Source organism: Streptomyces sp. WG5 (genome assembly GCF_049974565.1).
In the GTDB taxonomy this organism is placed as follows: Bacteria; Actinomycetota; Actinomycetes; order Streptomycetales; family Streptomycetaceae; genus Streptomyces.
Genome location: NZ_JBNGGC010000053.1, coordinates 1 through 25318 on the forward strand (window position 1 = coordinate 1; position 25318 = coordinate 25318).

Consider the following 25318-nt stretch of genomic DNA (forward strand, 5'->3'; position numbering starts at 1 on the left):
ACGACTTCCAGGGCGTCGGCGAAGGGGTCGGCGGCGCTGCCGCCGTCCTGCTGGAACTCCGCGTCACCGGCTGACCCCCGCCCCCGCTCCACCCACCGGCCCGCCCCGGGAGTCCTTCTCCCGGGGCGGGCCGGTCTGCTGAGCGGGGGTCCCGGGCAAGAGCCGTGAAAATCCTTTCCATTACTTTCAAGACTCTTGCTGCAAGCCTTGCGTCGGCGTTACCGTCTCGCCGGGGTCGGACCCGATCGAGCCGTAGTCGCAAGGAGTTCACGCCTGTGATACCGAGATGGCCGGTGCCTGTCGCGCGCCGCACCGCACGAGCGAGACGGGTCGCGGCCGTCACCGTGACCGCGCTCGCCGCAGCCCTCCTCCCGCCCCTCGCCGCGCGGGCCGACGCCCCGCCCGCGCCCCCGTCCGACGCGAAGCTCGCGAAGGCCGACGCCCGCCACGACCTCACCCGCGAGCAGTTCTACTTCGTCCTGCCGGACCGCTTCGCCAACGGCGACACCCGCAACGACAAGGGCGGCCTGACCGGCACCCGGCTCGCCACCGGCCACGACCCCACCGACAAGGGCTTCTACCAGGGCGGCGACCTCAAGGGCCTGACCGAGAGGCTCGACTACATCAAGGGCCTGGGCACCACCTCCCTCTGGATGGCGCCCATCTTCAAGAACCAGCCCGTGCAGGGCACCGGCGAGAACGCCTCCGCCGGCTACCACGGCTACTGGATCACCGACTTCACCCAGGTCGACCCGCACTTCGGCACCAACCAGGACCTCAAGAACCTCATCTCCAAGGCGCACGCCAAGGGCATGAAGGTCTTCTTCGACGTCATCACCAACCACACCGCCGACGTCGTCGACTACGAGGAGAAGTCCTACGACTACCTGTCCAAGGGTGCCTTCCCGTACCTGACCCGGGACGGCGAGCCCTTCGACGACGCCGACTACGCCGACGGGGACCGCCGGTTCCCCCGCGTCGACGCGGGCTCCTTCCCGCGCACGCCGGTCGTGCCCGCCGCCAAGAAGGACGTCAAGGTCCCGAAGTGGCTCAACGACCCGGAGATGTACCACAACCGCGGCGACTCCACCTGGGCCGGCGAGTCCGCCACCTACGGCGACTTCTCCGGCCTCGACGACCTGTGGACCGAACGGCCCGAGGTCGTCAGCGGCATGGAGAAGATCTACCAGCGGTGGGTGAAGGACTTCGCCATCGACGGCTTCCGCATCGACACCGTGAAGCACGTCAACATGGAGTTCTGGACCCAGTGGGCCACCGCGCTGGACGCCTACGCGGCGAAGAAGGGCCGGGACGACTTCTTCATGTTCGGCGAGGTCTACTCCGCCGACACCGCCGTCACCTCCCCGTACGTCACCCAGGGCCGCCTGGACTCCACCCTGGACTTCCCCTTCCAGGACGCCGCCCGCGCGTACGTCTCCCAGGGCGGCAGCGCGAAGAAGCCGGCGGCCGTCTTCGGTGACGACTGGAAGTACACGACCGACAAGGCCAACGCCTACGAGCAGGTCACCTTCCTCGGCAACCACGACATGGGCCGCTTCGGCACCTTCCTCAAGCAGGACAACCCGAAGGCCACCGACGCCGAACTGCTGAAGAAGGCCAGGCTCGCCAACGAGCTGATGTTCCTCAGCCGCGGCAACCCCGTCGTCTACTACGGCGACGAGCAGGGCTTCACCGGCGCCGGCGGCGACAAGGACGCCCGCCAGCCGATGTTCGCCTCCCGCACCGCCGACTACCTGGACGACGACCAGCTCGGCACCGACCGCACCCACGCCGACGACGCGTACGACACGGGAGCACCGCTCTACCGGCAGATCAGTGCGCTCGCCAAGCTCCGCAAGGCCCACCCCGCCCTCGCCGACGGAGTGCAGACCGAGCGCTACGCGGCCGACGGCGCCGGCGTCTACGCCTTCTCCCGCACCGACGCCGAGAGCGGCACCGAGTACCTCGTCGCCTTCAACAACGCGGGCGAGGCGAAGACCGCGACCTTCCCGACCGGCTCGCCCGGCATGACCTTCCACGGCCTGTACGGCACCGACGCCGACGTGACGTCGGGCGCCGACAGCAAGGTCACGGTCACCGTCCCGGCCGGGTCGGCCGTCGTCCTGAAGGCCGCCGGCGAGCTCGCCGAGCCCGCGACCGAGCCGACGGTCACCCTCACCGCCCCCGAGCCCGGCGCCACCGGCACCGTCGAGGTGACCGCCGGCGTCACCGGCGGGCAGCTGAACCGCGTCGTCTTCGCCGCCCAGACCGGCGACGGCACGTGGCGCACCCTCGGCTCCGCCGACCACGCCCCGTACAAGGTCACCCACACCATCGGCGAGGACACCCCGGCCGGCACCGCCCTGCGCTACAAGGCGGTCGTCGTCGACTCGGCGGGCCGCACCGCGAGCGCCACGGCCGCCTCGACGACCGGCACCCCGCCCGTCGAACAGCCGCCCACCGCCGCTTCCCGCGACCACGCGATCGTCCACTACAAGCGGGAGGACGGGAACTACGACGACTGGGGCCTGTACGCCTGGGGCGACCTCGCCGACGGCGAGGCGACCACCTGGCCCGACAGCCACCCCTTCACCGGCCGCGACGCCTACGGCGCCTTCGCCCACGTCAAGCTCAAGCCCGGCGCGAGCAACGTGAACTTCCTCGTCGTCGACAAGGACGGAAACAAGGACGTCACCGACGACCGCACCATCGACGTCACCCGGACGGGCGAGGTGTGGATCGAGCAGGGCAAGGAGCAGGTCACCACGGAGCGGCCCGAGTACCCCGCCCAGGACACCACCAAGGCCGTCCTGCACTACCACCGCGCCGACGGGAACTACGACGGCTGGGGCCTGCACGTCTGGGGCGACGCCGCGCACCCCACCGACTGGTCGAAGCCGCTGATGCCGGTGAAGACCGACACCTATGGCGCGGTCTTCGAGGTACCGCTCACCGAGGGTGCCGACAGTCTCAGCTACATCGTCCACAAGGGCGACGAGAAGGACCTCCCCACCGACCAGGCCCTGGACCTCAAGGCCACCGGGCACGAGGTGTGGCTGGTGAGCGGCGAGGAGAAGTACCTGCTGCCGCAGCCGGCCGGCTCGGCGGCGGCCGTCGACCTCACCACCTCCGAGGCGATCTGGATCGACCGGAACACCGTCGCCTGGAACGGCTCCGACGGCGCCGCCTCCACCCAGCTGCTCGCCTCCCGCAGCGGCTCGGTCAAGGCCGAGAACGGCACCCTGACCGGCGGCGACGACACCACCTGGCTCCGCCTCACGAAGACCACCCTCACCGATGCCCAGAAGGCAGAGTTCCCGCACCTGAAGGAGTACACCGCCTGGTCCGTCGACCCGCGCGACCGCGACCAGGTGCGTGAGACCCTGCGCGGCCAGGTCGTCGCCTCCCAGCGTGCCGCCAACGGCGCCGTGCTCGCGGCGACCGGCGTGCAGATCGGCGGCGTCCTGGACGACCTCTACGCGGCCGACGCGACCAAGGCCGACCTCGGCCCGACCTTCGGCCACGGCCGTCCCACACTGTCCGTGTGGGCGCCGACCGCGCAGAACGTACGGCTGGAGATCGGCGACCGCACCGTCCGCATGCGGCGCGACGACGACACCGGCGTCTGGTCCGCCACCGGCCCGAAGTCCTGGAAGGGCAAGGCCTACCGCTACGTCGTCGACGTGTGGGCGCCCGACGCCGGGAAGGTCGTCACCAACAAGGTCACCGACCCGTACTCACTCGCCCTGACCACCGACTCCGAGCGCAGCCTCGTCGTCGACCTGGGCGACCGCTCCCTCGCCCCGCGCGGCTGGGACCGCTACGAGAAGCCCGAGGCGGTACCGCTGAGGGACGCCCAGATCCAGGAGCTGCACATCCGCGACTTCTCCGTCGCGGACCGGACGGCGGACCCGGACCACAAGGGCACCTACCTCGCCTTCACCGACGAGAAGAGCGACGGCTCCCGGCACCTGCGCGAGCTGGCCGAGGCGGGCACGTCGTACGTCCACCTCCTCCCGGCCTTCGACATCGCCACCATCCCCGAGAAGAAGTCCGACCGGGCCACCGTCGACTGCGACCTCGCCGCGCTCCCGGCCGACTCCGACAAGCAGCAGGAGTGCGTGGCGAAGGCCGCCGCCGAGGACGCCTACAACTGGGGCTACGACCCGTACCACTACACGGTCCCCGAGGGCTCCTACGCCACCGACCCGGACGGCACCGCCCGCACGGTCGAGTTCCGCGAGATGGTCAAGGCCCTCAACGAGGACGGCCTGCGGGTCGTCATGGACGTCGTCTACAACCACACCGCCGCCAGCGGCCAGGCCAAGACCAGCGTCCTCGACCGGATCGTCCCCGGCTACTACCAGCGGCTCCTCGCCGACGGCTCGGTGGCCAACAGCACCTGCTGCGCCAACACCGCCACCGAGAACGCCATGATGGGCAAACTGGTCGTCGACTCGGTCGTCACCTGGGCCAAGGAGTACAAGGTCGACGGCTTCCGCTTCGACCTCATGGGCCACCACCCGAAGGAGAACATCCTCGCGGTCAGGAAGGCCCTCGACGCCCTCACCCTCAAGAAGGACGGCGTCGACGGCAAGAAGATCATCCTGTACGGCGAGGGCTGGAACTTCGGCGAGGTCGCCGACGACGCCCGCTTCACGCAGGCCACCCAGAAGAACATGGCCGGCACCGGCATCGCGACCTTCTCCGACCGCGCCCGCGACGCCGTGCGCGGCGGCGGCCCCTTCGACGCCGACCCCGGCGTCCAGGGCTTCGCGTCGGGCCTGTACACCGACCCCAACCCCGCCGCGGACAACGGCACCCCGGCCGAGCAGAAGGCCCGCCTGCTGCACTACCAGGACCTGATCAAGGTCGGCCTGACCGGCAACCTCGCCGGCTACACCTTCACGGACACCGACGGCAAGGAGGTCAAGGGTTCCGAGGTCGACTACAACGGCGCCCCCGCCGGATACGCGGCGGCCCCGGGCGACGCCCTCGCCTACGCCGACGCGCACGACAACGAGACCCTCTTCGACGCGCTCGCCTTCAAGCTGCCGAAGGACACGTCCGCCGACGACCGGGCCCGCATGCAGGTCCTCGCCATGGCGACCGCCGCCCTCTCGCAGGGACCGGCGCTCTCCCAGGCGGGCACCGACCTGCTGCGCTCCAAGTCGCTGGACCGCAACTCCTACGACAGCGGGGACTGGTTCAACGCCATCCACTGGAACTGCGCCGACGGCAACGGCTTCGGCCGCGGACTGCCCCCGGCCGCCGACAACCAGGACAAGTGGCCGTACGCCAAGCCTCTGCTGGGCTCGGTGAAGGTCGGCTGCCCGCAGATCACGGGCGCCTCGGCGGCGTACCGGGACCTGCTGGAGATCCGTACGAGCGAGAAGGACTTCTCCCTCGGCACGGCGGGGCAGGTGCAGTCCCGGCTCTCCTTCCCGCTCTCCGGGAAGGACGAGACGCCCGGCGTGATCACGATGCGCCTCGGTGACCTCGTGGTCGTCTTCAACGCCACGCCCGAGCGGCAGGAGCAGCGCGTCGAGACGGCGGCACAGGCCGGCTACCGGCTGCATCCCGTGCAGGCGCAGGGCGCCGACTCCGTCGTGAAGCAGTCCTCGTACGCGGCGAAGACCGGCACGTTCACCGTGCCGGGCCGTACGGTCGCCGTGTTCCAGCGGGCCGGCTGACGGCGGGAGCGCTGCGGTTAGGGTGAGCCCTGCTGTTTCCTGAAACGGGAGGGCTCATGCCGCAGATCACCGTCGACTACTCCGCCGCGCTCGCGGACGACTTCGACCGGCCCGCCTTCGCGCGGGCCCTGCACACCGCCGTCGTCGAGATCGCGGCCGCCAAGCCGCCGGCCTGCAAGACGCAGTTCCGCCGCGGTGAGGACACCACGGTCGGCCCCGACACCGAGGGGCACGCCGTCGTGCACGTCACCCTGGGGCTGCTCGCCGGCCGCACCGACGAGACCAAGGTGCGTCTCACCGAGGCCGTGCTGGAACTGCTGCGCCAGTACGTCAAGCCGGGCGACGGCCTCGCCCTGCACGCCTCCGCCGAGGTGCGCGACCTGGACCCGTCGTACCGGAAGTTCGAGAGCTGACCCGCGAGAGGTGAGCCGGCCGGCCAGGTCGCTGAAGGGGCCGTCGGCCGGCTCGCCGGCGCGGAGGCGGCGCGGCAGGCTGCCGGTCTCCTCGTCGTGGGCCGCGCGCACCGCCGCCGGCGCGGCGGGGTCCCGCACGAGCCGGACCTCCGGCTCGGCACGCGGGATGCGGCGCCCGTCCCGCGGCCCGCCCCGGTAGTCGTCCGCACCCCTTGCCGATCGCCTCCGGCCCCCGAACGGGCCGGGCCAGGCCGGTGTCCTACCGCAGCCCGCCGATCGTCCGCCCGTCCTCCAGGGTGCCGGTCAGCTCGGCCTGTGCGCCCTGCCCGGTCTTCACCGTCAGCAGGTTCCCGTCGGCGGCGCCGCTGATGCCGCCCGTCGCCTCGACCGACTCCGTGCCGCGGTCGCCGGCGGCGAGCAGGTACCAGTGCCCGCCCTCTGACTTCCACAGCACCCCGGCCAGCACATGCGGGTCGCGTGCACCGCACGCCGGTACGTCCTGTGCCTTCGCCGCCACCGCGCCCTGCTTCGCGCCCGGCGTCCGGAACTGGGCCAGCACCCGCGCACCCCTGCCGCGCCAGGTCTCGGCCCGGGTGCACACCCATTCCCCCGGACCTCCGCCACCCTCCGGGCGGGGGGACCCCGGTCCCGCTCCGCTCGCGCCGGGCAGCGGCTGCGTCGCGAACTCCCAGGCGTTCACCGAGCGCACGCCCTGCCCGCGCACCGCGCCCAGCGAGCAGGCGTACGGCGCCCAGGTGCCCAGCGCCTCGGCGCCGGAGGCGTCCTCCGCCGAGCCGGGGCGACCGGTGGTGAGGCGGGCCGGGACCAGCTCGCCGAGGTCGGTCACCACACGGGTGTCCGAGCCGTCGGTCAGCTCCAGCACGTTCCAGGACGTGCACGCCTCCGGCTGCTGCTGCCCGGGGCCGGCCACCGGCGGGGTCACGCCCCCGGTCAGCGGCAGGTCCCGCGCACCGGAGTCCGGGTCGGCGAGGTCCCGCCCGGCCGCCTTCGTCACCCAGGGGGCCGTCAGGTAGCGGACGTTGCCGTCGGCCCGGCCGAGGACCACCGCGTTCGCCTGCGCCCGGCCGGCCCCGTCGGTGCGCGCGAGGTCCAGGGCGGCACCGTCCGTGCCGTCCTTCGGCTCGGCGTACCTGGTGACGCGCAGACCGTCGTGCAGGATCACCACGCGCGCGTTGTCGACGTTCCCGGCGTACAGCAGCTGGGGCGGGCCGGCGGGGCCGCCGGTCGGGGTGCCCGGCGTCGCCGACACCCCCACGCTCGCGCCGGGCCGGGCCCAGACGGCGAGGGCGCGGCGCAGCAGTTCCTCGTCGCCGGTGAGGTCACCGCGGGCCGGCCACACCGAGAAGTCGGTGCGCGCGGAGGTCTTCCACGCGGCGGGGGCGGCCTTCGTGAGCCTGCCGGGGTCGAGGGCGGCCTGGGCCGCCGGGTTCTGGGCGTAGGGCGGGGCGGCGGCACCGTCCGGCCCCCACCCGTCACCGGGCAGGCCCAGCAGCGCTCCGCACACCACCAGGGCCGCCCCGGCGACCAGCGCGGCCTTCGTGTGCTGCCGGCGACGCCTCAGGTCGGTCGGCCGGGCCTGGAGCGAGCAGGGGTCGAACCCGGCGGAGCCGAGCAGCGCGTACGGGCCGGGCACCTCGGCGGCCTCCCGCAGCGCGGCGTCCGAGTCGGAGACCCCGGCGGCCCCGAGCAGCTCCCGCACCTCGTCGTCGGGGAGCTTCTCCAGCCCCCGCAGCACGTACGCCGCCCGGCCCGGCGCGGTGAGGGCGGACAGCCGCTGGTCCAGGGCGAGTTCGTCGGCACCGCCGGAGCGCGGGAAGAGCTTGAGCCCCCTGACGTGGGGCAGCAGCGGCGGCAGCTGGGACCGCTTGGGCCACGCGCGCCGCCTGAGCGGGAGGCCCGCCTCCAGTGCCGTACGGACGACCCGGAGGCGGACCAGGGCGTAGCCGGGGTCGACGCCGCGGCCCGTCGACTGGGCCGGGACCACGGGTGTCGTCGTCCGGCCGCGGGGCAGCGCGCGCTGGGTGAGGGCGTGCGCGGTCAGGACGCGGCGGCTCCGTCCGAGGCCGGGCGGAAGCACCAGGTAGGCGATCCGGGCCAGGCGCGGGTAGTGCTCGACGAGCGCGGCCTCGGCCTGCTCGACGTCGACGACCGGGTGGGCGGGGGAGGCGGAGGACGGTGCGGGGCGCGGGGCGACATCCTGTGGCTGCACGCTCAGCTGAACGAGCGAACGGGGGGATGGTCACAGGGCCGGAAGCCCGGAGGGCGGTTGCGGGTCCTGGTCCACGGCTGCCGCTTGCGCACGGGCGTGCCCGGCAGGGCAGCCGGATCGCTGAATGGTTCGCGCTCCGCGGCCGTACCGATGACGGGAGCCCTCGCCGGGGCTCCGTGCGGCATGTCGCCACAGCGGACCGGAGGAACACATGAGGCCGACCCGACCGATGCCCGCGCTGGCCACAGCGGCGGTGGTACTGGCGCTGACGGGCTGCGGATCCGACGGGGACGCCGGGGCGGCCGTGCCCGGGACGGCGACCGGCAGCCTGGAGCACCTGGCCGCCGAGGCGCGGTGCGCGCCGGACATGCAGACCGACGCGGACACCATCCGCCAGGCCCTGTGCGGGAAGGGCGACGAGAAGTACGTCCTCGCCACCTTCGCCACCGACCGGGGGCAGCGCGAGTGGCTCGACACGGCCAAGGACTACGGCGGTCACTACCTCGTCGGCCGCAAGTGGGTCGCCGTCGGCCACGAGGACGTCGTGGCGGACCTGCGCGGGCGGCTCGGCGGAACCCTGGAGGAGGGCGCGCGGCACGGCGGCGGCGGCCACGCGCCGGGGCACGGCGGGCACGGCGGCTGACCCGTACGGGGACGGGAAGGGGGCCGGTGGCGGATGCCGCCACCGGCCCGCTTCGGCCCTCTTCGGCCCTCTTCGGCCCCCTCGGCCGGTCCTCGGGAGGACTACGCGCAGTCCTCCCCGCTGTTGATGCAGTCGACCACCTCGTTCATCAGGTCCTCGTCCATGACGTTGATGAAGTCGTTGTGATCGGTGATCGGCTTGTGCAGCTGCTCCGGGAAGCTGTCGACGGCGTACGGGTTGCGCACCTCGCCGTTCTCGACGGTCGGGGCGGGGACGTCGTACACCAGGCGGACCTGGAGCTGCGGGATGGCCCGGAAGCCGTTCGGGCAGCCGCCGTCCTCCTGGACGAACGCCATGTGGTCCCGGTGGTTGGCGCTGTCGATGTTCCGGCCGTCCCAGCAGCTCTGGAAGTTGGACGTGCGCACCACCTGGCTGCCCTCGGGGCACAGCGGGTACTTGTCGGTGACCTGCCGGTCCTCGAAGCCGGTGCAGCTCCACGAACTGTTGGCGTTGGCGTTGCCGTTGGTGAAGGACTTGGCGTCACCGGTGATGATGCGCAGGAACTTCGGCATGGCGACCACGTCGCCCCGCTGGTTGCCGACGAACTTCAGCTGCGCCTCGGCCGGCTTCAGGATCCGGCCGACGTTGCCCTCGGCGCCGCCGCCCAGCTCGTTCGCGTCGAACTCCTCGGTACCGTCCTGGAGGCGCAGCACCGGCCAGTAGTACGTGGACCTGTCGCCCTGGTTCCGGCACGAGGTGTCCGCGTTCGCCAGGTCGTCGTCGCTGGAGAAGGCGTCGTTGTCCTGGTTGCCGACATAGTCGTGCACGTGGTGCGCGCCGTTGTCGACACCGGGGGCGGCGATCAGGTTGTCGCTGTTGAACAGGTTGTTCTCGTTGACGCCGCAGTCCGTGGTGAAGGTGCCGGTGGAACCGCCGTCGCCGTTGGCGGCCAGACCGTTCTCGCTGTCGCGGGAGTTCGGCTCGATGTCGTCGATGTCGATGAAGTCGTCCGCCACCGGGCCCGCGGCGCCGTTGCCGTTGTCGTCCTGGTTCTGCCCGCCGTCCTGGTCCTGGCCGTCACCGTTCTGACCGTCGCCGTTCTGGCCGTCCCCGTTCTCCGGCTGCTCCGCGGGCCGGCCCTGGCAGCCGGCCAGCCGGTCCAGGCCGTCGTCGGCCCGGCCGCCGGCCCGGTTGATCTCCAGCTGGATCCGGTCGATGATCGCCTGCCGCCGGTCCTTCAGCGGACCGAGGATGGTGTTCTGGACGAACCGAGGATCACCCGCCTGCGCGCGCCGCGTGGTGGCGAGGCGCTGGTAGGCCTCGGTGATCTGGCTGTCCATCGTGGCCAGTTCGCCGTCGACCTCCCCGCGTGCGCGGTCCGGTACGCCGGACAGCTGCTGGCCGACGTCGGGACAGTCGATCGTCGCGACCTGCGCCGCGGCCGACCTCGTTCGATGGTGGGCCGGGCCCTCCTCGTGCGCCGAGGCGTAGAAGTTGGCCCAGACCAGCCCGCCCCCGCCGACCGCCAGGGCCGCCGCCCCGGCGACGACCTTGGTGGCCAGCGGCGTACGGCGTTTTCTCGTGTTGCGTCCCATGGAACTCCTCTGACTTCCTTGCGGGGCATCGAGGGCGCCCGACAGGAGTGAAGCGGCTCCCTTCCATACGGAGGCCGTCCCAGGGGTGTTCAGTCGTCTGCGGAATTGACGGGTCCTGTGCGGCGGGTGGGGTCAGCGGCCGCGGTCCAGATACGCCAGGACCGCCAGCACACGGCGGTTGTCGTCGTCCGAGACCTCGAGGCCCAGCTTGGCGAAGATGTTCGCGGTGTGTTTCGCGATCGCCCGCTCCGTGACGACCAGCTTGGCCGCGATCGCCGCGTTGGTCCGGCCCTGCGCCATCAGCTCCAGCACCTCCAGCTCCCGGGGGGTGAGCCGCTCCAGCGGCCGGTCCGCCGCCGCACGCCGGCTGAGCAGCTGCTGGATGACCTGCGGGTCCATCGCCGTACCGCCCGCCGCGACCCGCCGTACGGCGTCCACGAACTGCTCCGCGTCGAACACCCGGTCCTTGAGCAGGTACCCCACCCCGCCGTTGCCGTCGGCGAGCAGTTCGCGCGCGTACAGCTGCTCCACGTGCTGGGACAGGACCAGCACCGGCAGCCCCGGCCGCTCGCGGCGGGCCTGGAGCGCGCACTGCAGGCCCTCGTCGGTGAGCGTGGGCGGCAGGCGTACGTCGACGACGGCGACGTCCGGCTCCAGTTCGGCCAGCGCCCGGGACAGCTCGGGGCCCGTCTCGACGGCGGCGGCGATCTCGAAGTCGTGGGCCTCCAGGAGCCGGACCAGCCCGTCGCGCAGCAGGAACAGGTCTTCGGCTAGGACAACGCGCAAGGGATCTCCATGGTGACCATGGTGGGGCCGCCGGCGGGCGAACTGACGGCCAGGACGCCGTCGAATGTACCCAGTCGCCGCTCCACCCCGGCCAGTCCGGACCCCGCGCCGATCACGGCGCCGCCCTTGCCGTTGTCGGTCACGGAGACGCGCAGCCGGCCCTCGGCGTGGTGCATGTCGATCCAGATCCGGTCGGCGCCGGAGTGCTTGACGGCGTTGGTGAGGATCTCGCTGACCGCGAAGTACGCGGCGGACTCCACCGGCGCCTCCGCGCGGCCGGGCAGGTCCACGTCGGTCTCCACGGTGACGGGCAGCCGCAGCGCCAGGGCGCGCACGGCGTCTCCCAGACCGCGTTCGGCGAGGACCGGGGGGTGGATGCCCCGCACGAGCTCCCGCAGCTCGGTCAGCGCGTCGGCGGAGGACCGGCGGGCCTGGGCGAGCAGTTCCCGGGCCTTCGCCGGGTCCTTCTCCAGCAGCGCCTCGATGGTGCCGAGGTCCATGCCCATGGCGACCAGCCGGGCCTGCGCCCCGTCGTGCAGGTCGCGCTCGATGCGGCGCAGTTCGGCCGCGGAGGTGTCGACGGCGTCCCGCCGGGTCTCGGTCAGCACCCGTACCCGCTCGGCGAGCTCGACCTGGCCCGAGCCGAGGACCGCGCCGGTCAGCCGGAAGTGGGCCTTCAGCACGAGCGGGGCGAGCCAGACGGCGGCCACGAGGAGGACGGCGCCCAGTGCGGCGGCGTAGAGCGCGGTGGTCTGGTCGGTGACGGGGACGAAGCCGTACCAGTAGGTATCGTCCCAGACCCGCCACAGCCCGGCCGCGATCGCGAACCCCTCCAGCGGGTACAGCGGGAGCGCGAAGGCCAGCAGCGCGGTGACGAAGCCCGCGGTCATGTCGACCGGCAGCCACAGGAGGTCCCGCCAGGTCGCCGGGTCACCGAGCATCCCGAAGGTGCGCCCCCAGGGGTTGGCGTTCTCGGGCAGCGGCCGGTACGCCCGCCGGATGCGGACCCCTCCCCACTCGGCGGCGAGCACCCGCCGCCAGTCCGCGAACATCCGCACGCCGGTCAGCACCCAGGGCGTGGTGACGAGGCCGATCCCGATCGGGACGAGGGCGACGGACACGAGGGTCAGGCAGAAGCACAGCACCGCGCCGGGCAGGGATATCAGCGCCAGCGCCAGTCCCCGCACGGCCGACAGCGCCATGGTCCGCGTCCGTGCCCGCCCGTTGCCGCTCTTCGTCTCGATGTCCATGCCGTCAGTCTCGCCGAGGCGTCGGCACGGGTCACGGGGCCGAGCCCCCGGTCAGGGGGTGATGCCAGGTACACCCCCGCCGGGCCCGTCCACGCCGGCGGCGGCGAGGACCGCCGCCTCCGTCTCGGGGTCCAGCCCGACCGGCGGCCGGTCCGGGCGCTGCGGCGCGGTGCCGCCGATGCTCCGCAGCCAGGACCAGGTGGCGGTGACGGTGTCGCCCACCGGGCGGCAGCTCAGGCCCGTCGCCAGGGCCCGGGAGACGTCCGCGCCGTGCAGGGCGTCGTGCAGGTCGCTGCCCGGCGGAGTCCACACCGGCAGCTGCGTCCAGGGCTCGACGCCGGTGCCGAGGACGGTGCCGGGGGCCGTCCAGCGCAGCTCCGCCGGGCCGCCCGTGGCGGTGACGCAGGCGTCGAGCAGGGCGCCCATGGTGGCGTGTCCCGGCGGCGAGACCAGGTTGTACGGGCCGCTCAGCTCCCGTTCCACCGCGGTGAGGACCCAGTCGGCGAGGTCGCGGACGTCGACGTACTGCAGGGGCAGGTCCCGCGGGCCCGGCGCGAGCACCGGGCCGCCGCGCGCGACGCGGTCCAGCCACCACGGCAGCCGCCCGACGTTCTCGTACGGGCCGAGGATCAGCCCGGACCGGGCGAGCACCGAACGGTCCGCCCCGAAGGCGTCCAGCACGGCCAGCTCGGCGCCCCGCTTGTCCCGGGCGTAGTCGGTCCGCCCGGCGTCCGCCGCGGCGCCCTCGACGAGCGGGGCGTCCTCGGTGTACCCGGCGGGCGGGGCCCAGGCGTACACCGAGCAGCTCGACACGTACACGTACCGGCCGGCGCGGCCCCGCAGCAGCCGTGCCGCGTCCCGCACGACGCGGGGCGCCGCCGACCAGGTGTCGACGACGGCGTCCCACGTGCCGTCGGCCAGGGCGGTGAGCCCGTCGGGTGCGGTGCGGTCGCCGTGCAGCGCCCGCGCCCCGGGCGGCGGCGCGTGCCGCCCGCGGTGGAAGACGGTCACCTCCCAGCCGCGCCCGAGCGCCGCCTCCACCACGGCCCGCCCCACGAACTCCGTACCGCCCAGCACCAGGAGCCTCATGCGGATCACGGTGCCCGGTGCGGGAGCCCGGGGGAAGAGGTGTCTGCCGTCGGCAGACACCGGCAGCGGGGTCTCACCGCCCGGTCGGCGGGGTGTACTTGTAGCCGACGCGCCGGACGGTCTGGATCGTCCGGCGGTGCTCGGTACCGAGCTTCCGGCGGAGCCGGGCGATGTGCACGTCGACGGTGCGGCCGTCGCCCACGTGGCCGTACCCCCACACCGTGCTGACCAGCCGGTCGCGGGTGTGTACGCGGTGCGGATGCGCGACGAGATGGGCGAGCAGCTCGAACTCCAGGTAGGTCAGGTCGAGTTCGCGGCCGTCCACCGCGGCGGTACGCCGCGCGGTGTCGATCCGGACGAGCGGGTCGCCGCCCTGGCCGCCGCTCCGGGCGTCGGCTCCGTTGCCGGTGTCCTCCGGCGGCGCGCCGTCCACACCCGACGGTGGGAACGGCGGTTGGTGCCGGTCGGCCGGGACCAGCACCAGGTAGCCGATCATCGGTGGCCGGCCGGGCAGTTCGGGCAGGGTGTGCGGGGGAGCGGGCAGCCAGGTGGCGCCGGGCGGCAGCAGGTCCGCGACGTGCGCCGCCTCGTCCCGGTCGACGGCGCGCAGCCGGTGCCGGGGGGCGCCGGAGGCGGGCGGGGCGGTGGCGGGGGAGCCGAGGGGGACGGTGGACAGGGGACGGGTGGTCGCCATGAGACGTCAGCTCTTTCGCGCGAGAGGTTCGTCGGAAGGGGCGACGGGCGCGAGGTGATGGTCGGGCGCGTCGCGTGGACGTACGTCGTGCGCGCCGGCGGAAGGCCTGGGGGGTGCGGTTTCCTAACGGGCCGGCGCGGTCGTCGCGCGGCAACACACCCGGTCGAAGTCGTCGTGCTGACGGGAGGGCCAGAAGGGCTCGAGGTCATGGCGACGCGTCGCCGCGTACTTCCGGAAGCCGACCATGGGCCCATTGAAGCAGACGGCGGCGTGGGAGAGGAGGCTCCTCTCACTGCGTGGACGCCGCCGAGGTCCGGAGCCGGCCGCCTGCCGGCTCCGTGGCAGCGCGCGGGGGCGCCCACCGTCGTGGTGGACGCCCCCGTACGCGGGTCGGTGGGCCGGTCAGACCTGGCCGGCCTTCTCCAGCGCGGAGCAGCAGGTGTCCACCAGCAGGCGGGTCACCACGTACGGGTCGACGTTGGCGTTCGGACGGCGGTCCTCGATGTAGCCCTTGCCGTCCTTCTCGACCTGCCACGGGATGCGGACCGAGGCGCCGCGGTCGGAGACGCCGTAGGAGTACTCGTTCCACGGGGCGGTCTCGTGCAGGCCGGTCAGGCGGTCGTCGATGCCGGCGCCGTAGTTCTTGACGTGGTCCATCGGCTTGGAGCCCTCACCGAGCGACTCGCAGGCGGTGATGATCGCGGCGTACCCCTCGCGCATCGCCTTGGTGGAGAAGTTGGTGTGCGCGCCCGCGCCGTTCCAGTCGCCCTTGACCGGCTTGGGGTCCAGGGTGGCGGAGACGCCGAAGTCCTCGGCGGTGCGGTAGAGCAGCCAGCGGGCCACCCACAGCTGGTCGGAGACCTCCAGCGGAGCCAGCGGGCCGACCTGGAACTCCCACTGGCCGGGCATGACCTCGGCGTTGATGCCGGAGATGCCGAGGCCGGCCTTCAGGCAGTTGTCCAGGTGCGCCTCGACGACGTCGCGGCCGAAGATCTCGTCCGAGCCGACACCGCAGTAGTAGCCGCCCTGCGCGGCCGGGAAGCCGCCCTCGGGGAAGCCGAGCGGGCGGGCGCCCTTGAAGAAGGTGTACTCCTGCTCGATGCCGAAGACCGGCTCCTGCGCGGCGAACCGCTCGGAGAGCTCGGCCAGCGCGGCGCGGGTGTTGCTCGGGTGCGGCGTCATGTCCGTGTCGAGGACCTCGCACAGCACCAGGATGTCGTCGCCGCCGCGGATCGGGTCGGGGCAGGAGAAGACCGGCTTGAGCACGCAGTCCGAGGAGCTGCCCTCGGCCTGGTTGGTGGAGGAGCCGTCGAAGCCCCAGAGCGGCAGGGCGTCCAGGCCCGCGGGGGCGTCCGTGATGATCTTCGTCTTGGAACGGAGCTTGGCCGTCGGCTCGGTGCCGTCGATCCAGATGTACTCGGCCTTGAAGGTCACGGGGACACATCCTTCGGGTGGGTCTGGGCGCACGTGCGGGTGCTGCGGCGCCGGGGCGGGACCGGGGCGTCGCGTCTACTGCCCCGCAGCGTGCCAACAGGCGATTTCCCGTCCGTTGCTCCTATGTGAACCCCGTGTTACCTGGGAGCGGTGTGGCGCGTCTCTCACGGCTCCCGCCCGTCCCCGGCCGCCGCCTCCCGCACGCCGGTCGGGAACGGGCCGATTGCCTGCAACTCCCGCCCGCCGCAACCCCGCAGCGGCTCCACCGCCTGCCCGGTCAGCGGCCCGGTGCGGGGGCGGCCGGGGGCGGCCGGGGCGGCCGGGGCGGCCGTTCCGGGCCGCCCGGCGGTCGTCCTCCCGCCCGTTCGCGCCGCGTCCATGAGCGCGGTCGACGCGCGGACGCCGACGGGACACCGGACGGACGGCCGTCCCCGTCATCAGCCGCCGGCGGGACACCGGACGGACGGCCGTCCCCCGTCATCAGCCGCGGGACGTCACTCCCGACGGGACAGGGCGTCCCGGACCGCCTCGTCGGTGCGGCCGACGACGGCCGTTCCGTCGTCCGCCGTGATGATCGGGCGCTGGATGAGTTCCGGGTGCTCGGCGAGCGCCGTGACCCAGCGGTCCCGTGACGCCGCGTCACGGGGCCACTCCTTCAGACCCAGTTTTTCGGCGGCGGCCTCCCGGGTACGCGTGATGTCCCACGGTTCGAGGCCGAGGCGGGTGAGCACCTCGCGGATCTCGTCCTCGCCCGGTACGTCCTCCAGGTAGCGGCGGACCGTGTAGTCGGCGCCCTCGGCGTCGAGCAGGCTGATCGCGCTGCGGCACTTCGAACAGGCCGGGTTGATCCAGATCTCCATGCCGCACACGGTAGCCGGAGGGGCGCGGAAACTCGTTCGCCCCGCGCGTCACAGGGACCCCGAAACCCCTTCTGGCCAGGGCCTTTTGTCAGTGGTGGGCGGTAAAATGGAAGCAGTGTTCGAGGGTGTCGCCGGGGGGTCCGGACGGCGCCCTGACCGCGACAGGAGGATGCCCGTGCCCGCTGCCGCACTGAAGCAGAAGCCGTTGCCCACCCAGTCCACCGCCAAGCGGCCCGTCCTGCTCGACCTGCCGTACGAACCGGTGGTGAAGCGTCCGCTGCCGGCGGGCCGCCCCCGGGCGTGGTACGTCGCGCACAACCGCCGGCTCAAGGCGATGCGGCTCGCCATCGCCCTGCTCGACTCCGGCGTCTACCTGCCGGGCCAGGCCCGCAACGAGAAGATCCGCACCACGGCGGAACTGATCGGCGTCCACCCGCCGTCGGACACCACGTGCCACATGGTGCGCGCGTTCCTGCGCTACAACCGCTGAGTCCGCCACCGGTGCCGGGCGACCTCCGCGCGTGAGGCGCCCGGCACCGCTGTGCCGCGCGCTGAGGCAGTATGGGCGGATGAGGGCACCGCCCTCGACGCGAAGTCCCCGCGGCCCGACGGCACTTGTGCCGACGTCGCGCGGTTGCGCCCCCGCCGGAGGAGAAAGGCACGACGGTTGACTGAGGAGAGGACGGCCCCGGTCCCGTCGCCGTGGCTGACGCTGTCCGGCCGGTACGGCCGCGCCGTCGCCCGGGCCTGCGACATCGCCATGGCGCTCGGGGTCTGGGTGGCGGCGAGCCACTACGGCGAGGAGTACGACCTGGTCCTGGGCTCGCTGATGGGACTGTGCCTGCTGGCCCGCAGACGGTTCCCCGGCACGGTGATGGTGGCCGTCCTGGCGCTGAGCGTCGTCCAGTTCGTCCTGGACGACCGGCCCGAGCTCCCGCTGGCGTCGTCGCCCGCCGCGTACAACGTGGCCGTGCTGTTCGCCATGATGTCGGTCGTCCACCACTCCCGGACCACCTGGATGCCGTACCTCGCGGGCGGCGCGGTGCTGCTGGCCCCGGTGGCCGGAACGGTGGGTGTGCCGCCCCTGGGGATCGAGCCGTTCGTCGATCTCGGGACGCTGCTGATCTTCTGGGGGCTGACGCTGACGGTCTGGCTGACGGCCTTCTCCCTGCACACGCGGCGGCTCTACGCCGAGAGCCAGGCGGACCGCGCCGTGCACGTCCAGCGGGAACAGGAGCAGCGCGTCCGGCTGGCCGCGGCCCGGGAGCGGGCCGACATCGCCCGTGAACTGCACGACGTGGTGGCGCACAGCCTGGCCGTGATGATCCTCCAGGCCGACGGCGCCGAGTCCGTGCTGCGGAAGTCGCCGGACATGGCCCAGTCCGCGCTCAGGACGATCGCCGCCACGGGCCGGGACGCGATCGACGACATGCACCGCATCGTCCGGGTGCTGCGCGAGGGAAACCAGGACTCCGCCGACAGCGGCCCGCCACGGCGTCTGATCACCCTCGACGAGATCAAGGTCGTCGCCGAACGCGCCCAGGCCGCCGGACTGACCGTGGACGTGTCGATCGAGGTCGGTGCGGGACGGCTGGCGCCGGCGGAGGAGATGACGGCCTTCCGCATCGTCCAGGAGTGCCTCACGAACGTGCTCCGCCACGCCGGGGCCGGGGCCGGGGTCGACATCAGGCTCCACGAGGAGGAGGGCACCCTGCTGATCAGCGTGGTCGACGACGGAGCGGGCACCTTCGCCGGCCGCGGCGTCGGCGGCCACTCCGGGGGGAACGGACTGGTGGGTATGCGGGAACGGGTGGAACTCGCCGGGGGCAGCTTCGAGGCCGGCCCCCGGCTCGGCAGCGGATGGCACGTACGTGCCTCGATCCCGACAAGGATGAAGTGATGACACAGGCAGACAGGCCGATCCGGGTGGCCGTGGTGGACGACCAGCCGCTGATCCGGGCCGGGTTCGCCATGGTGCTGGCCGGCCAGGACGACATCGAGGTCGTCGGGGAGGCGGAGAACGGCGCGGACGCCCTCGACCTGCTGCAGAAGGTCGAGGCGGACGTCGTCATCATGGACATCCGCATGCCCGTCATGGACGGCATCCAGGCCACGGAGCAGCTGATGCTGCGGGACGATCCGCCCGGGGTGCTGGTGCTGACCACCTTCGACAACGACGAGGACGCGTTCGCCGCGCTGCGCGCCGGAGCCGGCGGCTTCCTGCTCAAGAACGCCCCCGCCACGGAGGTCGTCAGCGCCATCCGGGTCCTGGCCGCGGGGGAGTCGGTGGTGGCGCCGCGCATCACCCGGCTGCTCCTCGACCGGGTCTCGGACCGGCTGGCACCGGCGAACGGGCAGGCCGAACGGCTGGACGTCCTCACCGCGCGCGAGCGGGACGTGCTCACCCTGGTCGCCGGGGGACTGTCCAACGCCGAGATCGCGGCGGACCTGTACGTCGCGGAGGCCACCGTGAAGTCGCACCTGGGCAACCTCATGGCGAAACTGCACCTGCGGGACCGCGCCCAGGCCGTCGCCTTCGCCTATCAGTCCGGGCTGGTCCGTCCCTCCCCCTGAGGGTGCACAGGCGCCCCCGGGTTCTGCCCCCGGGGGCGCAGGAACCACCCCGTCCGGCGGGTCAGACCCGCCGCCCGAGATCTCGGGTCCGTGGCCGATGTCCGGAGGGCCGCCGAACTCCAGACTTCTCACTGTCGCCGAACGCGGCCGAGAAGACACCGGAGGACCCGATGAACACCACCCCCGCCACCCCCACCGCGCCCGCCCAGCAGAACCGCAAGCGGAACCGCCTCCTCATCGGCGCGGTGACGGCCGTGATCGTCGCGGGCCTGGCCGCCGGCGCGGGCTACTGGTGGCAGGACCGCGACGAGCTCAGCCAGGCCTCCGCCGAGGACTGCCGGCTGGCGCAGCGCATCATCACCGAGGCCGAGGGGATCTCCACCGGCCCCGTGCCGGACGCGGAGAAGTGGTGGCAGGAGACCGGCGACGAGCGCCGCGCGCAGATGAAGGACGGCTACCTCGGAGCCAAGATCTCCCGGTACGAGGGGTGGGCGGTCGAGACCGCCAAGAAGTCCCCCGACGCCCCGTCCGCGAAGGACGTGAAGAACCTCCAGGAGGAGGCGCAGGGGCACTGCTCGGACTCCGGCGTCACCCTGTCCATGCCGCCGCTCGGCTCCTGACCCGGAATCGCGGGAACCGTCCCCATGGCTGTCCACACCGCCGCAAGCGGCCACACACCGGACGACGTCATCACCGCCACCGCCCTGGTGAAGACCTACCGTCAGGGCACCACCGAGGTGCGGGCCCTCGACGAGGTGTCCGTCGGTGTCGAGCGCGCCCGGTTCACCGCCGTCGTCGGCCCCTCAGGGTCGGGCAAGTCGACCCTGATGCACTGCGTCGCCGGACTCGACACCGTCACCTCCGGCAGCATCGTCCTGGACGGAACGGAGATCACCGGACTGTCCGACCGGCAGCTGACCCGGGTGCGCCGGGAGCGGATCGGGTTCATCTTCCAGTCGTTCAACCTGCTGCCGCAGCTGACCGCCTACGAGAACATCGTGCTGCCCGTCGCCTTGTCCGGCGGGCGCCCGGACCGCGCCCTGGTGGACCACATCTGCGACGTCCTCGGCATCGTCCACCGGGTGTCGCACCGCCCGTCCGAACTGTCCGGGGGCCAGCAGCAACGAGTCGCCGTGGCCCGGGCGCTGGTGGCCCGGCCGGCCGTGGTCTTCGCCGACGAACCCACCGGCAACCTCGACTCCAGGGCCGGCACCGAGGTCCTCACCATGCTGCGCCGGTCCGTCGACGACCTCGGCCAGACGGTCGTGATGGTCACCCACGACCCCGCGGCCGCGCAGTACGCGGACCGGGTGCTGACCCTCGCGGACGGGCGCGTCGTGCGGGACGAGCACGCCGCCCCCACCGGGCGGGCCGGCGCACTCGCCACCGGCGTCATGGGGAGCCGGCGATGAGGACCCCGTGGCGCGCGACCGTCCTGGGCTCCCAGGTGGCGGAACTCATGAGACGGCCCGGACGGTTCGCGGCGACCGGACTGTCGCTGCTGATCGCGGCGTTCGTCGTCTTCGGGACCGTCATGACCCAGCAGATCCTCACCGCGACCGCCGTCGAGAAGTTCCGCGGAACACCCGAAGCGGTGTCGATCGTGGTCACGCCCGGCGACGAAGGGGCGGACCTCGGCGAGTCCCGCCTCCGCGAGATCCGCGAGACGCCCGGAGTCGTCGAGGCCGCCGGCCGGATCGAGGACGGCACCGCGCTGGACGGCAGCGCCGTCGAACGCTACCTCGACCTGTCCGCGGACCCGGGCTCCGGCGCCCTGGCGGAAGTCCGGCTGCTCGAAGGCACGTACCCGTCCGGCCCGGGCAGGCTCGCCGTCAACACGCGGGCCGCGGAGGAATACGATCTCGCCCCGGGAACCCCGCTCACCCTGCTGCAGCCCGACGGCGAGGCCACCCGGCGGGTGACGGTCGAGGTCAGCGGCATCGTCCGCAGCACCGCCACGGACGACGCGGAGCCCACCGGGTACGCTCCCGGCCCCCGGCTCCGGACGTTGCTCGGCGCGTCGAGCTACTCCCGCATCGACATCCGCACCGACACCACCCCCTCCGCGTCCTCCACGCCCTCCGCGCCGGTTTCCGCGGAGCTGACCGAGCGGATCCGGCAGGCGGTGCCCGGAGCGGAGGTGCGGTCCGGCGACGAGGTGCGGGACGAGGAGGCCCGCGAGGCGGTGGCGGCGGCGAAGGACAACCTGGACCTGGTCACCGTCTTCCTCGCGGTCGCCGTCGGCGCGGCGGTTCTCGTCGCGACCTCCACCTTCCGCATCGTCTTCACACGGCGCGTACGCCAGCTGGCGCTGCTGCGCGCCATCGGGGCGACCCCGCGACGGCTCGCCGCCGCGCTCGTCGTCGAGGGCGCGGTGGTCGGCCTGCTGGCCGGCGCGACCGGTGTGTCGGCGGCCTGGGGCTGCGGGCAGCTCGTCCCCCCGGTCGCCGGGCGGTTCGGGCACGACCTGTCCACCGCCTCCCAGGTTCCGCTGACGGCGGCCGCTCTCACCGTTCTCGGCACCGGTCTCCTGGCGGTCCTGTCGGTCCTGGCCCCGTCCCTGAGCGCCTCACGGGTCTCCCCGCTGCAAGCCCTGCGCACCGCGGCGTCCGAGGAGAGCACGGTGAGCGGCACCGGCCGGACCGTGCTGGGCCTGGTGTGCGCGGCGGGCGCCGCGTTCCTCGCCTGGCAGCAGTACGGCGGGCTGCCCCAGCCGGGCGACACGGAGTACGACCGGTTCACGGCGCTGACCGCCGTGGTCCTCTCGGGCGGGCTGGCCTTCCTGGCACTGATCGCCCTCGGCCCCCACGCGGTCCGGCCGGTGCTGTCGGCCGTCGCCGTGCCCCTGCGCCGCTCCGGTGCGGCCGGCCGCCTCGCGGTGGCGGGCGTCGGAGGTGCGCCGCGCCGAGCGGCCTCGGTCGCGGTCGTCGTGGCCCTCGGCGCCTGCCTGGTCGGCTCGACCCTGACCTGCCTCGCCTCCCTGGACGCCTACGAGCGGTACCGGCAGGCGGTGGCGGCACCCGCCGACTTCCGCCTGTACCCGAGGGACAGCGAGACGCTGGACCGGTCGCTCGCCGCCGATCTGGCCTCCCGCCCCGGACTGGCCGACGTGACCGCCTTCCGCACGGCGGAGGTCGTCGACGGCGGGTACGGCGCGACGATCTCCGACCTCGACCTCGGCACCGTCCGCTCCGGCGTCAGCCTGACCACCCGCACCGGCTCCCTCGACGACCTCGGCCCGGCCCGTGTCGTCGTGGACGCCGACCGTGCGCATCGGCTCGGTGTCCGGGCCGGCGACCGCGTGACGCTGACGTTCGAGGGCCGGCCCGTCGAACTCACCGTGGCGGCGACGCTGACCGGAGCCGGCCCCTGGGGAGGGCAGTTCTTCGTCCCCGCCGCCGATCTCACCCGGATGGGAGCGGACACCGCGCCCACCACGGTCACCGCCAACGCCGCGGAAGACGGCGCACAGGGGCGGACCAGCGCACAGCGGGCCATCACCGGCGCCTTGACCGGCCCGGAGCGGGGCGACGGCCGTGTCCTCGCCGAGGACTCGGCCGGACAGGCCGGCGCGTCGGAAGACCTGCGCACGACGGCCACGACAGTGATCATGCTTCTGGGGCTGACCGTCCTGGTGGCGGTCGCCGGAGTCGCCACCACGGCGAGTCTCACCGTCGTCGAGCGCAGGCACGAGTTCGGTCTGCTGCGGGCCCTGGGCCTCGGCGGAACGGCCGTGCACCGCATGGTCACGGTGGAATGCGCGCTCTACGGCGTGCTGGGCGGGATCCTCGGTCTGGCCCTCGGCCTGCCGTACTCCTGGCTGGTGGTCCGTGTCACCCAGGTGAACGCCCCGTTCAGCGTGCCGGCCGGGGAACTCGCGGCGGTCTTCACCGTCCTCGTCCTGGTGACCGCCGCCGCGGGAATGGTGCCCGCCCTCCGCGCCTCCCGGACCTCACCGACGGTCGCCGTCGCCCGGTCCGAGTAGCGGCCGGTGCCCGGACGGGCGGGTGCGCGCACCGGGGCCCGGCCCGGTGGGCACACCGCGTCGCCGGGGCCGGTACGGGGTCAGTACGGCCGGAAGTCGATGTAGCCGAGGAGGACGATCACCGCGGCCACACAGCCCAGCACCACGGCGGTCGACACCCAGGACGACCGGCGTCCGGACCCCACGTGCTCGGGATCGGCACGGAAGGGTACCGGTCCGGGCGGGTTCTCCTTCCAGCGCGCGGCGAGCATCCGGGCGCGCGCGGAGGGCTCCTTGTGCTCGGCACCGTCCGCCCACTTGATGTCGAACTCGCGTTCCTCGTCGTCCCGTTCGGACATGTCCGGTCCTTCTCCCCGTCCCCTGACTCGAACAACCGTGTCAGTGGACATGATTCCGGGCCGGGTTCCCCGTGTGAAGCTTTTCGGTCAACGCGCCAATGGCGGCGCCCCCGCTCCCCGACGAGCGGGAGGCGGGGGCGCCGGACGGACCCGGGACGACCCGGCCGTCGATCACACGTCGAAGTACATCTCGAACTCGTGCGGGTGCGGACGCAGCTGCAGCGGCGCGATCTCGTTGGCGCGCTTGAAGTCGATCCACGTCTCGATCAGGTCCGGCGTGAAGACGTCGCCCTGGAGGAGGAACTCGTGGTCGGCCTCGAGGCGGTCGAGGACCGCGCCGAGGGAGGTCGGGACCTGCGCCACGTTCGCGTGCTCCTCGGGAGCCAGCTCGTAGAGGTCCTTGTCGATCGGCTCGGCCGGCTCGATCTTGTTCTTGATGCCGTCCAGACCCGCCAGCAGCAGGGCCGAGAAGGCCAGGTACGGGTTGCCGGAGGCGTCCGGGGCGCGGAACTCGACGCGCTTGGCCTTCGGGTTCGAGCCGGTGATCGGGATGCGCATCGCGGCCGAGCGGTTGCGCTGCGAGTACACCAGGTTCACCGGCGCCTCGAAGCCCGGCACCAGGCGGTGGTAGGAGTTCACCGTCGGGTTGGTGAAGGCCAGCAGCGACGGGGCGTGCTTGAGGATGCCGCCGATGTAGTAGCGGGCCATGTCCGACAGGCCGGCGTAGCCCTGCTCGTCGTAGAAGAGCGGGTCGCCGCCCGACCACAGCGACTGGTGGACGTGCATGCCCGAGCCGTTGTCGCCGAAGATCGGCTTCGGCATGAAGGTCGCCGTCTTGCCGTTCTTCCAGGCCACGTTCTTCACGATGTACTTGAAGAGCTGGAGGTCGTCGGCGGCGGCGAGCAGCGTGTTGAACTTGTAGTTGATCTCCGCCTGGCCGGCGGTGCCCACCTCGTGGTGCTGGCGCTCGACCTGGAGGCCGGACCGCTCCAGCTCCAGGGAGATCTCGGCACGCAGGTCGGCGAAGTGGTCGACCGGCGGGACCGGGAAGTAGCCGCCCTTGTAGCGGACCTTGTACCCGCGGTTGTCCTCCAGGGCACCGGTGTTCCAGGCGCCGGCCTCGGAGTCGATGTGGTAGAACGACTCGTTCGCGCTGGTGGCGAAGCGGACCGAGTCGAAGACGTAGAACTCCGCCTCCGGACCGAAGAACGCCGTGTCGGCGATGCCGGTGGAGGCCAGGTAGGCCTCGGCCTTCTTCGCCACGTTCCGCGGGTCGCGGGAGTACTGCTCGCCCGTGATCGGGTCGTGGATGAAGAAGTTGATGTTGAGGGTCTTGTCCCGGCGGAACGGGTCGATGCGCGCGGTCGACAGGTCGGGGCGCAGGGACATGTCCGACTCGTGGATGGCCTGGAAGCCGCGGATCGAGGACCCGTCGAAGGCCTGCTCGTCGTCGGGGTCGAACGCCGCGGCGGGCAACGTGAAGTGCTGCATGACGCCCGGCAGGTCGCAGAACCGGACGTCGACGAACTTGACGTCCTCGTCCGCGATGAACTTCTTGGCGTCGTCGGCGTTCTGGAACATCCAGCTCCTCCTACTCCCGACCGTCCCGCCGGGGTGGTAGATCGTTCGTGCTGCCCGTGCGGGTGGCACACGCTTCGTCGACCCTAGGGACGGGTGATTTCCCGGGCGTGACCCATTTGTTTCGCAGAAGTTAACCGGCTCCGTTCCAGCCTA

The 25318-nt window shown here is 72.8% G+C and carries 19 protein-coding genes and 1 pseudogene; 9 read left to right on the forward strand and 11 right to left on the reverse strand.

Going from position 1 to position 25318, the window contains the following annotated elements; translation table 11 throughout:
- Positions 1–275: 275 nt before the first annotated feature.
- Positions 276–5693 (forward strand): pullulanase-type alpha-1,6-glucosidase, encoded by a 5418-nt coding sequence (gene pulA, locus ACP4IX_RS34310; RefSeq protein ID WP_426558447.1) that lies wholly within the window; start codon positions 276–278, stop codon positions 5691–5693.
- Between the two features lie 56 nt (positions 5694–5749).
- Positions 5750–6106 (forward strand): 5-carboxymethyl-2-hydroxymuconate Delta-isomerase, encoded by a 357-nt coding sequence (locus ACP4IX_RS34315; RefSeq protein WP_426526523.1) that lies wholly within the window; start codon positions 5750–5752, stop codon positions 6104–6106.
- Here the strand turns inward: ACP4IX_RS34315 and ACP4IX_RS34320 are convergent.
- Positions 6107–6286: pseudogene (locus ACP4IX_RS34320) on the reverse strand (TetR family transcriptional regulator); the annotation flags it as partial.
- A gap of 79 nt (positions 6287–6365) precedes the next feature.
- Complete coding sequence (locus tag ACP4IX_RS34325) at positions 6366–8336, reverse strand: hypothetical protein (RefSeq protein WP_426558449.1); 1971 nt, start codon at positions 8334–8336, stop codon at positions 6366–6368.
- A 211-nt stretch (positions 8337–8547) separates the two neighbouring features.
- Here ACP4IX_RS34325 and ACP4IX_RS34330 point away from each other — a divergent pair, with 211 nt between their 5' ends.
- Positions 8548–8979 (forward strand): hypothetical protein, encoded by a 432-nt coding sequence (locus ACP4IX_RS34330; RefSeq protein ID WP_426558451.1) that lies wholly within the window; start codon positions 8548–8550, stop codon positions 8977–8979.
- 101 nt (positions 8980–9080) lie between these two features.
- Here ACP4IX_RS34330 and ACP4IX_RS34335 read toward each other — a convergent pair whose 3' ends face one another.
- The 7 genes from ACP4IX_RS34335 to ACP4IX_RS34365 form a co-directional block, all read right to left on the reverse strand.
- Entirely contained in the window at positions 9081–10574 is a 1494-nt protein-coding gene (locus ACP4IX_RS34335) for a DUF1996 domain-containing protein (RefSeq protein ID WP_426558453.1), read from the reverse strand.
- A gap of 132 nt (positions 10575–10706) precedes the next feature.
- The gene (locus tag ACP4IX_RS34340; protein WP_426526531.1) at positions 10707–11360 is read right to left on the reverse strand and encodes a LuxR C-terminal-related transcriptional regulator; all 654 of its coding nucleotides are present in this window, start codon (positions 11358–11360) and stop codon (positions 10707–10709) included.
- Positions 11345–12610: a sensor histidine kinase gene (locus tag ACP4IX_RS34345; protein ID WP_426558455.1), complete on the reverse strand. Its 1266-nt coding sequence runs from the start codon at positions 12608–12610 to the stop codon at positions 11345–11347. Before ACP4IX_RS34345 ends, ACP4IX_RS34340 begins: the two co-directional genes overlap by 16 nt.
- A 51-nt stretch (positions 12611–12661) precedes the next feature.
- The gene (locus ACP4IX_RS34350; protein ID WP_426558457.1) at positions 12662–13699 is read right to left on the reverse strand and encodes an SDR family oxidoreductase; all 1038 of its coding nucleotides are present in this window, start codon (positions 13697–13699) and stop codon (positions 12662–12664) included.
- A 73-nt stretch (positions 13700–13772) separates the two neighbouring features.
- Complete coding sequence (locus ACP4IX_RS34355) at positions 13773–14393, reverse strand: winged helix-turn-helix domain-containing protein (protein WP_426558459.1); 621 nt, start codon at positions 14391–14393, stop codon at positions 13773–13775.
- 402 nt (positions 14394–14795) lie between these two features.
- Positions 14796–15827: a glutamine synthetase gene (glnII, locus tag ACP4IX_RS34360; protein WP_426558461.1), complete on the reverse strand. Its 1032-nt coding sequence runs from the start codon at positions 15825–15827 to the stop codon at positions 14796–14798.
- 494 nt (positions 15828–16321) lie between these two features.
- Positions 16322–16687: an arsenate reductase family protein gene (locus tag ACP4IX_RS34365; protein ID WP_426526541.1), complete on the reverse strand. Its 366-nt coding sequence runs from the start codon at positions 16685–16687 to the stop codon at positions 16322–16324.
- Positions 16688–16862: 175 nt separating this feature from the next.
- Between ACP4IX_RS34365 and ACP4IX_RS34370 the strand changes: the two genes are divergently transcribed.
- The 6 genes from ACP4IX_RS34370 to ACP4IX_RS34395 all read left to right on the forward strand — a co-directional run bounded on the left by ACP4IX_RS34370 (position 16863) and on the right by ACP4IX_RS34395 (position 23246).
- Positions 16863–17177 carry a hypothetical protein gene (locus ACP4IX_RS34370; protein ID WP_426558463.1) on the forward strand — a complete coding sequence of 105 codons (315 nt, stop codon included), beginning with the start codon at positions 16863–16865 and terminating at the stop codon, positions 17175–17177.
- A 177-nt stretch (positions 17178–17354) separates the two neighbouring features.
- A complete protein-coding gene (locus ACP4IX_RS34375; RefSeq protein WP_426558465.1) occupies positions 17355–18587 on the forward strand; it encodes a sensor histidine kinase in 1233 nt (410 codons plus the stop codon).
- The gene (locus tag ACP4IX_RS34380) at positions 18587–19261 is read left to right on the forward strand and encodes a response regulator (RefSeq protein ID WP_426526547.1); all 675 of its coding nucleotides are present in this window, start codon (positions 18587–18589) and stop codon (positions 19259–19261) included. Before ACP4IX_RS34375 ends, ACP4IX_RS34380 begins: the two co-directional genes overlap by 1 nt.
- Positions 19262–19431: 170 nt before the next feature.
- Positions 19432–19881, forward strand: coding sequence for a hypothetical protein (locus ACP4IX_RS34385; protein ID WP_426526549.1), 450 nt, complete (start codon positions 19432–19434; stop codon positions 19879–19881).
- 24 nt (positions 19882–19905) lie between these two features.
- Positions 19906–20673: an ABC transporter ATP-binding protein gene (locus ACP4IX_RS34390; protein ID WP_426558467.1), complete on the forward strand. Its 768-nt coding sequence runs from the start codon at positions 19906–19908 to the stop codon at positions 20671–20673.
- Positions 20670–23246 carry an FtsX-like permease family protein gene (locus ACP4IX_RS34395; RefSeq protein ID WP_426558469.1) on the forward strand — a complete coding sequence of 859 codons (2577 nt, stop codon included), beginning with the start codon at positions 20670–20672 and terminating at the stop codon, positions 23244–23246. Before ACP4IX_RS34390 ends, ACP4IX_RS34395 begins: the two co-directional genes overlap by 4 nt.
- An 80-nt stretch (positions 23247–23326) precedes the next feature.
- Here ACP4IX_RS34395 and ACP4IX_RS34400 read toward each other — a convergent pair whose 3' ends face one another.
- Positions 23327–23584, reverse strand: a complete 258-nt coding sequence (locus ACP4IX_RS34400) for a hypothetical protein (RefSeq protein ID WP_426526555.1) — start codon at positions 23582–23584, stop codon at positions 23327–23329.
- 171 nt (positions 23585–23755) lie between these two features.
- Complete coding sequence (glnA, locus tag ACP4IX_RS34405) at positions 23756–25165, reverse strand: type I glutamate--ammonia ligase (protein ID WP_426526557.1); 1410 nt, start codon at positions 25163–25165, stop codon at positions 23756–23758.
- Positions 25166–25318 lie beyond the last annotated feature (153 nt).